The 12,041-nt window shown below is 69.5% G+C and carries 10 protein-coding genes and 1 tRNA gene; 4 read left to right on the top strand and 7 right to left on the bottom strand.

The features are described from left to right. The first annotated feature begins 200 nt into the window (after positions 1-200). Positions 201-536, top strand: a complete 336-nt coding sequence (locus ACW5F0_RS02440; RefSeq protein WP_456965248.1) for a c-type cytochrome — start codon at positions 201-203, stop codon at positions 534-536. An 8-nt stretch (positions 537-544) separates the two neighbouring features. Next, complete coding sequence (locus tag ACW5F0_RS02435; protein ID WP_456964439.1) at positions 545-976, top strand: c-type cytochrome; 432 nt, start codon at positions 545-547, stop codon at positions 974-976. 65 nt (positions 977-1,041) lie between these two features. On the opposite strand, the gene ACW5F0_RS02430 is transcribed toward ACW5F0_RS02435, so the two are convergent. Together ACW5F0_RS02430 and ACW5F0_RS02425 are read right to left on the bottom strand one after the other, a co-directional pair. After that, positions 1,042-2,808 carry a hypothetical protein gene (locus tag ACW5F0_RS02430; RefSeq protein ID WP_456998952.1) on the bottom strand — a complete coding sequence of 589 codons (1,767 nt, stop codon included), beginning with the start codon at positions 2,806-2,808 and terminating at the stop codon, positions 1,042-1,044. 27 nt (positions 2,809-2,835) lie between these two features. Then, positions 2,836-3,429: an NfuA family Fe-S biogenesis protein gene (locus tag ACW5F0_RS02425; protein WP_456964437.1), complete on the bottom strand. Its 594-nt coding sequence runs from the start codon at positions 3,427-3,429 to the stop codon at positions 2,836-2,838. Between the two features lie 107 nt (positions 3,430-3,536). On the opposite strand from ACW5F0_RS02425, the gene ACW5F0_RS02420 reads away from it, so the two are divergent. Further along, positions 3,537-3,878: a 4a-hydroxytetrahydrobiopterin dehydratase gene (locus ACW5F0_RS02420; RefSeq protein ID WP_456964436.1), complete on the top strand. Its 342-nt coding sequence runs from the start codon at positions 3,537-3,539 to the stop codon at positions 3,876-3,878. Position 3,879: 1 nt separating this feature from the next. Here ACW5F0_RS02420 and ACW5F0_RS02415 read toward each other — a convergent pair whose 3' ends face one another. Then, positions 3,880-4,845 carry an RluA family pseudouridine synthase gene (locus ACW5F0_RS02415; protein WP_456964435.1) on the bottom strand — a complete coding sequence of 322 codons (966 nt, stop codon included), beginning with the start codon at positions 4,843-4,845 and terminating at the stop codon, positions 3,880-3,882. A 444-nt stretch (positions 4,846-5,289) separates the two neighbouring features. Here ACW5F0_RS02415 and ACW5F0_RS02410 point away from each other — a divergent pair, with 444 nt between their 5' ends. After that, positions 5,290-8,451: an Rne/Rng family ribonuclease gene (locus ACW5F0_RS02410; protein ID WP_456998951.1), complete on the top strand. Its 3,162-nt coding sequence runs from the start codon at positions 5,290-5,292 to the stop codon at positions 8,449-8,451. A 23-nt stretch (positions 8,452-8,474) separates the two neighbouring features. On the opposite strand, the gene ACW5F0_RS02405 is transcribed toward ACW5F0_RS02410, so the two are convergent. From ACW5F0_RS02405 to serS, 4 genes are all read right to left on the bottom strand, one after another. Next, a complete protein-coding gene (locus tag ACW5F0_RS02405) occupies positions 8,475-9,125 on the bottom strand; it encodes a response regulator (protein ID WP_456964433.1) in 651 nt (216 codons plus the stop codon). A 149-nt stretch (positions 9,126-9,274) separates the two neighbouring features. After that, positions 9,275-9,362, bottom strand: a tRNA-Ser gene (locus ACW5F0_RS02400). Positions 9,363-9,467: 105 nt separating this feature from the next. Next, on the bottom strand, positions 9,468-10,433 hold the full coding sequence (locus tag ACW5F0_RS02395; RefSeq protein WP_456964432.1) for a LysR family transcriptional regulator: 966 nt from the start codon (positions 10,431-10,433) through the stop codon (positions 9,468-9,470). Positions 10,434-10,682: 249 nt separating this feature from the next. Then, positions 10,683-11,972 (bottom strand): serine--tRNA ligase, encoded by a 1,290-nt coding sequence (serS, locus tag ACW5F0_RS02390; RefSeq protein WP_456998950.1) that lies wholly within the window; start codon positions 11,970-11,972, stop codon positions 10,683-10,685. Positions 11,973-12,041 lie beyond the last annotated feature (69 nt).

The following is a 12,041-nucleotide window of genomic DNA, read 5'->3' as shown; positions in this document are numbered from 1 at the left end:
ATCACCAGTACCGATGATGAATCAGCCGAAGGTCATGCCTGCCAACGGCACGGGAAACAGGTGCGGGCACCGGCGCCCGATGACCCACAGCTTTAACAGGGCTTCGCTCCGTCGCTATACTGCGGCGATGGCCTGCGATGGGGAACAGTCGCCGGCACCAGCCCACTCCCACCAGAAACAGGACGCGGATACCCGACATGATGCGACCGTTGCCGATCGCCGCCTGCCTTGCCCTTGCCTTCGCCGTGCAGGCACCCGCCGCCCTTGCGCAGCAGACCGCCGTCGGCAATGCCGACAGCGGCCGCGGGCTGACCTACACCTGCGTTGGCTGCCATGGCATCGAGGGTTACAAGAACGCCTATCCGCACTACCACGTGCCGAAGATCGGGGGCCAGTCCAGCGAATACCTGGTCAATGCGCTCACCGAGTACCGCAGGGGCACGCGCAAGCATCCCACGATGGAGGTCCAGGCGCAGAGCTTCTCCGACCAGGACATCGCCGACATCGCCGCCTTCCTCTCGGGCCTGACGCAATGAGCCGCTCCATGAAGACGTCCGCACTCAGCCTGGCCGTAGCGCTTGGCGCCAGCCTTGTCCTCGTCGCCTGCGGCGGTTCCGCGCCGGCGGAGCCGGGCTTCGCGCGCGCCACGATCGCGTCCGCCCTGCCCGAAGGCCGCATCGCCGAAGGCGAACTCAAGGCCAACGAAAAGGGTGCCGCCACCGGCCAGTCCTGCGTCGACTGCCACGGCGCGGACGGCAACACGCCGCTCGACCCGAGCTATCCGAAGCTCGGTGGCCAGTACCGCGACTACCTCGCGCAGTCGCTGCAGGGCTATCGCAGCGGCGAGCGTGACCATGCGCTGATGTCGAACCAGGCCCGTGACCTCGACGACCAGCAGATCGCAGACCTCGCCGCGTTTTTCGCTTCGCGGCCGTCCCAGATCCGCGACCTGCACGGCGTGCACAGCATCAACTGAGTCACGCCATGCAAGGCGACACCCCTTCACGAAGCCCGCCTGCGCGGGCTTCGTGCCGTCCGGCCTCAGGATCCGGGCGGACCCAGGCTCTCCTGGTCTCCCTGCAGGTCGCGCTTGAACGGCACCTCCGGTGGCTTGCGCGCAGCCGCAGGCTGTTCCTGCAGGTTGGGATCCACGATGTCGCAGGCACCACCCAGCGCCAGCATCACGGTGACGCAGCGGATCGTCTTGCTCGTACCCGGGATCGGGATCCGCACCTCGGTCACGCTCTTGCGCACCCATTCCTCGAGCAGGCTCTCGTTCGGCATCCAGAAGCGATCGAACGCGGTCGGTTCGTAGTCGTAGGGCGGCCGCTTGAGCCAGGTGCCATGGCGATCGATGTTCTCGAAGTCCTCGGTGATGGTGCCCGGAGGCAGGCCACCGCCCACGCGCCCGCCGTCGGCCAGGCGCGGGCTGCCGTCGGCGTTGAACAGGCCCGATGCGCCCGGTGTACCTGCCTGGCGTCCGGGCGTGTTGCGCGTCGAGTCACCCCAGTCGTCGGCGGCCCGGGCCGACGGCAGCGCGCCGGGCGGCTGGTCCGGCCGTTGCCCAGCGCCGGGCGCGATGCCCGCGCTGCGCGCGCCACTGCCGGCGTCCGGGCGGCCGCCGGGCGGGACCGCGGGACTGGCCGCAGTGCCCTCGCCTGCCGCCGGGCGCGTGGCGGCCAAGGGTGCCTGCCCGGACGCCGGGGTCCCGGCAGCGGCCGCAGCATCCCGGGGCGCCGCCGCCGGCCTTGCGGACGGCATGGGCACCTCCCGCGTGCGCACGGCCGGCGCCGTCACCACCGCCTCGCGGATGCCGGTGACCGGCACGTTGCGGGACGATTCCACCGAGACATCGGCGACTTCTGACAGTTCGACCCTGCGTTCGGCCACGGCCACGCCCTGCGGCGTGGAATCACGCACCGAGGTTTCCAGTTCGCGCGGCAACGTCGCGGCCCTGACCTGCACGCGCGTCGTCGCTTCGACGTCGATGTCGCGGCGGCGCACGGTGACGTCGGGCGCGGCGGCCTCGGGGGTTTCGACCGTAAGTTCACGCGGCGGCGGCACCACGAAGCGGCTGTCGGGAACATCGACCTCGGTGACCTGCAAATCCTGCGGCGCAGGGACCGACGGCGGCGCGAGCTGCGGCAGCTCGATGGCCAGGGTGCGTTCGGGCAGGGGCGGAGGCAGGACGTCGGTCGTTGCGTCCGGTTGCGCGTCTGCCGGTGACTGCACGGGGTCCGGCGCGGCTTTGGGCACGACCGGCGCAGCGCTCGCGGTCGAAGCCTGCACAGCGGCGGGCGCAGGCGCCTCGGGCGACTCCAGCGGCGCCTCCGGTGCACCGCCGCCGCTCTCGGCCGGCGTGCCCTCGCCGATGTATTCCACCTGCAGCACGTGCTGCTCGCCATCGCGGGCATCCTCGACCGCTCCCGGAAAATGGAAGGTGGTGAACATCAACCACGCCAGCGCGACCACGAACAGCAGGTGCAGCAACAGGCTCGCCGACATCGACGCGATGCGGGTCCAGCGCTCGTCGCGACTGGCCGGCTGCCAGTCCTGTCGCCAGAGGGAAGTGAAGGCCCGCCAGCGGCCCAGTACCTGGACCATGTCCGCCGATACCGCGGACTCGCGCGCAGCGACGACGGCGACGATATCGCTGGCGGCGGCACCGGAGACGTGCCCCGGCCGGGCCGCCATCGCGGCGAACCAGTCGCGCCAGGCGGGCGGGAACTCACCCGGGGGCGGGGGCGGACGCAGCGAGCGCCGCATCCGGCGGCGCAGCGCTTCGATCAGTTCGGCGGAGGTGAACATCCGTCGCAGTCGAAGCGCGTCTGGGGATCAGGCCGACGCGCGCGGGATGTACGGCGCCGCGCCGGTGTCGTGGTCGGTGGCATCGCGCACCGCGGTCACGCCCGGGACCTGTTCGAGCAGGGTCTTCTCGATGCCCTGCTTCAGGGTCACGTCCGCCATGCCGCAGCCGTGACAGCCGCCGCCGAAGCTCAGCACCACCACGCCCTCGGCGCTGACTTCCTTCACGGACACATGGCCGCCGTGCGAAGCGAGCTGCGGATTGACCACGTGCTCGATCGTCCAGCGGACGCGCTCCACCAGCGACGCTTCGGTGTCCGGCTGCACGCCCTTGATCCGCGGCGCGCGGATCTGCAGCTGGCCGCCGGTGGCAAGCGCGGTGTAGTCGATCTCGGCGCCCTCGAGGAAGGGAACGCTCTCGGCGTCAAGCCACAGAGTGAAGCCTTCGCAATCCACCGCCCACTCGTCGCCATGCAGCTCATCGGGCGCAGCGAACTCCAGGCGCACGTCGGCCTGCGGCGTGCCCGGTCGCATCGCGGCCAGGCGCACGCCCATGCCGGGCACGGCCTCGCGCTCGACCAGCTTGCGGAAATGGGTCTGGGCGGAACTCGAGATCTGGATCATCCGGGTATTCTAGCCGCCCCGCCCCGGTTTGCCGGCAACGGTCGCCGGCTCCGCGCCGCGCGACACGCAGCGTTCAGCCGCCGGGAGCGATCCACCAGGAGCCGACCATGTCCGACCTCATCCCCCTCGCCCGCGCCCACTGCCTCCCGCGCCGCGGTTCCGAGCACCGTCTGGCCGACGCCCGCGTCCGCGAACTGCTGCCGGAGATCCCGGAATGGACGCTGGCCGAGGAAGGCAAGGCGCTGGTTCGCACCTTCCGCTTCCCCGACTACCGGCACACGATGTCGTTCGTGAATGCCCTGGCGCACATGGCCAATCGCGAAGACCACCACCCCGACCTCGGCGTGCACTACGACCGCTGCGAGGTGCGCTGGTCCACCCATGATGTCGGCGGCCTGAGCGAAAACGACTTCATCTGCGCGGCGCGCACCGACGAACTGGCGTCCTGAGTCAGCCCAGCCGGTCCAGGGCCTCGGTCAGCTCCGGCGCCAGCGGCGCGTTGAGCACGTAGGGCACGCGGCCGCCATCGAGCGCGAACTCCAGCGATGTGGCGTGCAGGAACAGCCGGCGCAGCCCGATCTTGTCGCGCAGGCGGCGGTTCGCCTCGGCATCACCGTACTTGTCGTCGCCGGCCACGGCGTGGCCGATATGCCTGGCGTGGACGCGGATCTGGTGGGTGCGTCCGGTCTCGATCCGGATCTCGCAGTACGACTGTCCGCCGCGGCGCTCAAGCACGCGGAAATGGCTGAGCGACGGCTTGCCCGCGGGATCCACCTGGACGTGGCGCTCGCCGCCCTGGCGCAGCCCCACGTGCAAGGGCGCATCGACGCTCATGACGCCATCGGGCATTCGCCCCAGCAACAGCGCAAGGTAGCGCTTGCGCAGGCCGGCACCCGCGTCCTCGCGCATCAACGCCTGCAGTTCGGTCAGGGCAGAGCGCTTCTTGGCGATCACCATCAGGCCGGAGGTGTCCCGGTCGAGCCTGTGGACGAGTTCCAGCTCCTGGTTCGGACGCAGCGCACGGAGGGTCTCGATGACCCCGAAACTGATCCCGCTACCGCCGTGGCTGGCGACGCCCGAGGGCTTGTTGATCGCCAGCAGGCGCGCGTCCTCGAACACGATGCTCGCCGCCATCGCTTCGAGCAGGCCCGGCGCGGGGCTGCCCTTCTCCGCCGGATCCTCGAGCCGCACCGGCGGAATCCGGACCTCGTCGCCGCCTTCCAGGCGACGGTCGGCGCGGACCCGGCCCCCGTTCACGCGCACCTGGCCACTGCGCACGATCTTGTAGACCAGCGATCGCGGCGCTCCCTTCAGGTAGCCCAGCAGGAAGTTGTCCAGGCGCTGCCCGTCGCGGTCGTCTGAAATGCGCACGGTGCGTACGCCACCGGTTGCCGCGGTCTTGCCTGGTTCGGTCATCTGGGTCTTCCTGGGACAGTGATCGGACGCCTTCCGGGGACGTCCTGGCTGAATTCTTTTCTGCTACACTCGCCCGGCGAGATAAGGCCCTGATTTCGCTGGAAGTTCCCCGGCCAAAAGCCGGTCTTCCGCGAGTCCCTCCAGCGCGCGGCCACTGCCCTCGGGGTAGACATGTTAGCGGTTGGGCGGCAGGTCCTGTGATCGCCCGGTGCCACGGCACCGGCGCTGAACATGTCCCGTGCGGCGCGCAGGTCTCCCTACAAGGGTTCTGCGCAGCCGCCGGCCCAAAACGGTTTGATATGGAAACAAGCGCTCCCGCGGCCCGCCGTGGTGTGCAGCGCTGGAAGCAACCACGGTCGCCAGGCGCTCACGCGCCGGCGGCAGGCCACATCCAGGCGAAACGCCCCGGCGTTCCGTGTGCGAGAGCGCGCGAGGAACGCAACAATGAAGCGCATGCTGATCAACGCGACGCAGGCAGAGGAACTGCGCGTCGCCATCGTCGATGGCCAGAACCTTTACGACATCGACATCGAGCAACCCTCGAAAGAGCAGAAGAAGTCCAACATCTACAAGGGCCGGATCATCCGCATCGAGCCCTCGCTCGAGGCCGCCTTTGTCGAGTACGGCGGTGAGCGCCACGGCTTCCTGCCGCTGAAGGAAATCTCCCGCGACTACTTCGCCTCCGGCGTCGACCACAACAAGGCCGGCATCAAGGAACTCCTGCGCGAAGGCCAGGAAGTGGTGGTCCAGGTGGACAAGGACGAGCGCGGCAACAAGGGGGCGGCGCTTACCACGTTCATCTCGCTGGCCGGCCGTTACATGGTGCTGATGCCGAACTCGCCCACCGCCGGCGGCGTCTCGCGCCGGATCGAGGGCGACGACCGCGCCGAGCTGAAGAAGGCGATGGATGCGCTCGCGATCCCCGACGACATGGGCGTGATCATCCGCACCGCCGGCGTCGGCCGTGACGCCGAAGAGCTGCAGTGGGACCTCGACTACCTGCTGTCGATCTGGAAGGCGGTCGCCAACGCCGCGCTGAGCAAGCCCGCGCCGTTCCTGATCTACCAGGAATCGCGGCTGATCATCCGCGCCCTGCGCGACTACATGCGCGCCGACGTCGGCGAGATCCTGGTCGACACGCCCGAGATGTACGAGGAGGCAAAGGAATTCGTCGAGCAGGTGATGCCGCACAACCTGCGCAAGCTCAAGCACTACACCGACGACGTGCCGCTGTTCAACCGCTTCCAGATCGAGTCGCAGATCGAGAACGCCTACGAGCGCACCATCCGCCTGCCGTCGGGCGGCGCGCTGGTGATCGACCAGACCGAGGCCCTGACCGCGGTCGACGTCAACTCGGCCCGCGCTACCAAGGGCGGCGACATCGAGGAGACCGCGTTCCACACCAACCTCGAGGCTGCCGACGAAGTGGCCCGCCAGCTGCGGCTGCGCGACCTCGGCGGCCTGGTGGTGATCGACTTCATCGACATGTCGTCGAACAAGCACCAGCGCGAGGTCGAGAACCGCCTGCAGGGCGCGCTCAAGTACGACCGCGCACGCGTGCAGCTGGGCCGCATCTCGCGCTTCGGCCTGCTGGAAATGAGCCGTCAGCGGCTGCGCGCCAGCCTCGGTGAATCCACCCAGATCGTCTGCCCGCGCTGCGAAGGCCACGGCCGCATGCGCAGCGTCGAGTCGCTGGCGCTGGCCATCATCCGGCTGGCCGAAGAGCACGCGATGAAGGACAACACCGGACAGGTGCTGGTGCAGGCCCCGGTGGATATCGCCAATTACCTGCTCAACGAGAAGCGCAGCGCCCTGCGCGAGATCGAAGCGCGCCACGACGCGCCGATCGTGATCGTCGCCGACGAGCAGCTGCACACCCCGCACTACGAAGTCACCCGCCTGCGCTCCAACGAGCTGGACGACGACTCCTCGAAGCCGAGCTACCGCCGCGGCACACCACGCAAGGTCGCCACCATCGCGCTGACCAAGGCCAACCTCAACGTGCCCGCAGCCGCGGTCACCAAGGTCCAGCACGCGCGCCCTGCTCCCGTGCGCGAGCCGCGTCCCGAGCCCGCTCCGGCGCCCGCACCGGCGCCCGTCGCTGCGCCGCTTGCAGCCAGTGGCGGCATCGTCGGCTGGCTGAAGGGCCTGTTCGTGGGCCAGCCAGATACAGATGCGCCGAAGAAGCCGGCGACGGAGAAATCCTCCAGCGACCAGCGCCGCGGTGAGCGCACTGACCGCGGCGACCGCGGCCCGCGCCAGGAGCGTGAGGGGCGTGGCGGCCGGAACGGCGGTCGCGACGGAGGCCGTCGCGATGGCCGTCGTGGCAGCGGCAGCGGTGAACAGGCGCAGGCCCAGGGGGCCGGCAAGCAGCCGAAGCCCGCCGGCCAGAACGGCGAGGCCGCGGCGCAGAAGCCGCCGCGCGAGAAGCCCGCGCGTGAAAAGCGTCCGGAACGCCCGGAAGGCGAGCGCAACCCGCTGGGCCGCCAGCGCCGCGGCGAGTCGCCGCAGGCGTCCTCGTCCAACAGCGGAGTCGGTACCCAGGACGTGGCAGACAAGGCAGCAGACGCAGCCCTGGCCGCCGCAGCTGTGGCGCTTGACAGCACCGCAACGCAGGAAGCCCAGGCGCCGCAGGCCGCTGAAGGCAACCAGCACGACAGCAGGCCCGCGCAGTCCCCGGCCGACGGCACCGAGCAGGCCCGGCCGGCCGGCGTTGACGCCGGCGACCCGGACGCCACTGCCGACGAGGATGCCGGTGACGGCACGCAGAAGCGTCGCCGCGGTCGCCGCGGTGGCCGTCGTCGTCGCCGTGGCAACGGCGAAGGCAGCGCTACCGAAGGCGCATCGTCGGTCGACGGCGAGACCTCCGAAGACGCTTCCGAGGTGTCTGTCGCACGCAGTTCACAGCCGGAGTTCGACTTCGCCGACGACGCACCGCCTGCGCGCCCTGCCCCGGCTGTCGTCCCGGTTGCCGCCCCGGCCGCCGCAGTTGTCGCCGCACCCGCAAGCGTGCCTGCGGCGTTCGCGTCGCCGGCTCCCGAAGCAGCTCCGCCATCGGAGGGCGCGCCGGCTGCAGGCAGTGAGTCCATTCCCGCCGGAACCAACCCGGCCGAGACAGCGGCCGCAGCGATGGCGCCTGCACCAACGCCGGAGAACGCTACGCAGGTTGAGCCCGCTGTGGTGGCAGCTGATGCCGCAGTGGCGATGGATCCGCCCCCCCGGGTGGAGCCCGTGGTCGAGGCGCCGGAAGCGGTGGAGAAGATCGAAGTCACCCGTCCCGAACCTGCGGCGGCCTCGGCCACCGTGGCGAACGATATGCGAGCAAGCAGCGCTGTGGAAGCCGTGGACCCGCCCCCGGTAGCCGCCGAGCCCACGCCTGCCGCCGAGGTGCCGCGCGGCCTGTTCGACGTCGTCGAGCCGGCCCTGCCGGAAGCGGCGGTCGATGCGCCTGCGCACGACGCGGCGGCCGTCACTGACGTGGCGGACGTCACTGAGGTGGCCGCTGCCGAGATCGCCGACGCGGCGGAAGCCGCGGCAGACGCAGCTGCCGAAGCCGAAGTGGAAGAAGAAGCAAAGCACGACGACCAGGCGCCCTCCGGCGCCTGATCGCTGGCCCTGCCCCGCGTACGCTAGATGATGGCGTGCGCGGGGTCGGCCATGCCGTACTGGCTGGCCAGGCGCGCGAGCGCGATGCTGTCGTGCACCTGCAGCTTGTCGAACAGCCGCGTCTTGTGCGTATTGATGGTCTTGGCGCTGAGGCTCAGGCGTCGCGCGATCTCTTCCTGACGCATGCCCTGGATCAGCAGCATCGCAACCTCGGTTTCCCGGGGCGACAGCGCATCGAACGGCGACTCCGTCGCATCCAGTCCCGACAAGGCCAATGACTGCGCGACCTTGCTCGCCAGGAACCGGCGTCCCGAAGCCACCTCGCGCACCGCGCGCAGCAGTTCGCTGGCATCGCCACCCTTGCCGACGTAGCCGGCGGCACCCGCGGCGATCATGCGCTTGGGCATTGGTCCGTCCTCGAGCACGGATACCACGATCACTTTCGGCCCGTATTCGCCGCGCACGATGCGCTCGGTGACTTCCAGCCCGCTGACTCCGGGCAGGTGCAGGTCGCAGAGCACGATGTCCGGCTTGAGCGCACGGATCTGCGGCAGGGCGTCTTCGCCGCACTCGGCTTCGCCCACCACTTCGATGTCGGCCTCTGCCGACAGGATCATGCGCATCCCGGCGCGTACCAGTGCGTGGTCATCCACCACGTAGACCCTGATGGTCATCCTTGTCCCCTCATGACGCGTTCGTTAACCCCTGCGAGGGAGGCTAACCGCGGCGCAAGGGAGCCGCAAGCGAAGTAGCGACACAGTCCCGGATGCAATGTGACCATGCTAACAACCCGTGATCGAAAGTCAGGAAATCAGCCGATCCATGGCGGAAGAGGTGGGATTCGAACCCACGAATGGTTGCCCATTGCCGGTTTTCAAGACCGGTGCCTTCAACCGCTCGGCCACTCTTCCGGGGACTTTGCGCGGCATCGTCCTATAGCGTACTTGCGATCGGACCGACGCCTGCAGATGCCGCGGCGTCGATTGTCGCATGACGCGACACCGCGTCGCGCCTGCTCAGGCAGCGGCAGACCGGCCGTCGGCGCCCCCGCGGCTGCGGTTCTCACAGTCCAGCCGCGAGGCCTCGATCAGCGGCGGCAGCTTCTCCGCCAGGAAATCGATGAATACACGCACCGCCGGCAGCAGGCCACGGCGTGACGCGAACACCAGGTGCGCGATGCCCTGTGGAAGTCGCCACTGTGGCAGCACCACTTCGAGCTCGCCGTTGCGCACCGCTTCGGCGCACAGCGTTTCCGGAAGCATGGTGATGCCCAGGCCCTGGCGCGCCAGCGCCATCAGCATCGGGAAGTCGCCGCCAGCCACGCGCGGCTTGAGTTCGACGCGGCGGACTTCGCCATCGGTGCCCTGCAGGTCCCACCGCTGCCGGACCTCGTCCTCGTTCATGGTCATGGTGGTGTGGTCGTTGAGCTCCTCCGGCGTGGTCGGGCGGCCGGCGCGGTCGAGGTAGGTCGGACTCGCGACCAGCAGCTCCTGGATCTGCCCGAAGCTGCGCATCACCAGGCTGCCGTCGTCATCGAGCTTGTTGCGCACGCGGATGGCCACGTCGAAGCCCTCGTTGATGACGTCGACGCGGCGGTTGTTGACGTGCATCTGCACCCGGACCTGCGGGTAGCGGGCGAGGAATTCGGGCAGGAGCTGCGGCATCTGCTGCTGCGCAAGGCCTACCGGCACGCTGACGCGCACCACGCCGCGGGGTTCGGCGCTGAGGCGGTCAACCACCTCGCGCGCGGCCGTGGCTTCGGCAAGCATGGACTGCGTGTGGCGATACACGCTCTGGCCGACGTCGGTGACGGCGAAGCGACGCGTGGAACGCTGCAGGAGCCGGACGCCGAGCTCGGTTTCAAGCTGGCTGATACGGCGCGAGAGCCTCGACTTCGGAATGCCCAGAGCGCGCTCGGCGGCGGCGAAGCCACCGTGGTCGACGACCATCGCGAAGTAATAGAGATCGTTCAGATCCTGCATCTTTGCGGCTCCAGTGGAACAATGGAGCAGTATTTGATCACGCAAGTGGCAGAAATGCAACGATGGAGCCAGGATCGGAGCCGGCACGGATCGCACCGCCAAACCGCCAATGTGGCGTAGCGTCGGCACGAAGGGCGCGGCCTCGGGCCAGACGGCAAAACGGCGCCCAGCCGCGAAATGCAGCGGGAAGCCGCGGAACCGGGGAGGATCCGCGAGAGGGAATCCGAGGGGCGCGTTTCGCCGCGCGCGTCAGGAAATCGCCGCCAGGCCACCCATGTACGGCCGCAACGCCTCCGGCACGGTGATCGAACCATCGGCCTGCTGGCCGTTCTCCATCACCGCCACCAGGGCGCGTCCCACGGCCACGCCGGAGCCGTTGAGGGTGTGCACGGGTTCGGGCTTGCCGCCCTCGCCGCGCCAGCGCGCCAGCATGCGACGGGCCTGGAAATCGCCGCAGTTCGAACACGAGGAGATCTCGCGGTACGTCTGCTGCGAGGGCAACCAGACCTCGAGGTCGTAGGTCTTGCGTGCCGCAAACCCCATGTCGCCCGAGCACAGCAGCATGCGGCGGTACGGCAGGCCGAGCCGCTCCAGCACGACCTCGGCGCAGCGCGTCATGCGCTCGTGTTCGTCGTCGCTGGCGTCAGGCGCGGTGACCGAGACCAGCTCCACCTTCTCGAACTGGTGCTGCCGGATCATGCCGCGGGTGTCGCGGCCGTAGGCACCGGCTTCGGCGCGGAAGCACATCGAGTGCGCCGCCATGCGCAGCGGCAGGCGATCCGCATCGACGATGGTGTCGGCGACGAGGTTGGTCAGCGGCACCTCGGCGGTCGGGATCAGGTAGCGCTTCGACGCCGCCTCGCCCTCGCCCACCATGGTCGCGAACAGGTCGTCCTCGAACTTCGGCAACTGGCCGGTGCCACGCATGGCGTCGGCATTCACCAGCACCGGGACGCTGGTTTCCGCGTAGCCGTGTTCGTCCACGTGCAGGTCGAGCATGAACTGGGCGAGCGCGCGGTGCAGGCGCGCCAGCTGGCCGCGGAGCACGGTGAAGCGCGCACCCGACAGTCGTGCCGCGGCTTCGCCATCGAGCCAGCCGTGGCGGGCGCCGAGGTCGACATGGTCGCGGACTTCGAAATCAAAACTGCGCGGCGTGCCCCAGCGATGCTGTTCGACGTTGCCCGACTCGTCGCTGCCGGCCGGCACGCTGTCGTCGGGCAGGTTGGGCAGCCCGAGGGCGATCGCCTCGAGTTCGGCCTTGATCCATTCCAGCCGCGCCTCGGACGTCTTCAGCTCCTCGCCCAGTCCGGCGACCTCCGCCAGCAGCGGCGCGGCGTCCTCACCCCGCGCCTTGGCCTGGCCAATGGCCTTGCTGCGCGTGTTGCGGAGGTTCTGCAACTCCTGGGTACGCACCTGCAGCGCCTTGCGTTCGGACTCCAGGCGCTCGAGCGCAGCGGCATCGAGTTCGAAGCCGCGGGTCTGGCGCAGGCGCAGGGCAAGCGCGGCGGGATCATGGCGCAGGAGGTTGGGATCGAGCATTGCGTCGCTTCACGGGAGTGTCGGGCCGTTGATTATCGCGTGTCACGGACGCGTTTGCCGGACGGCGCG

The organism is Luteimonas sp. A534 (genome assembly GCF_054072805.1).
Note: the sequence above shows the minus strand (reverse complement) of the source record. Positions and strands in the feature narration are given on the sequence as shown.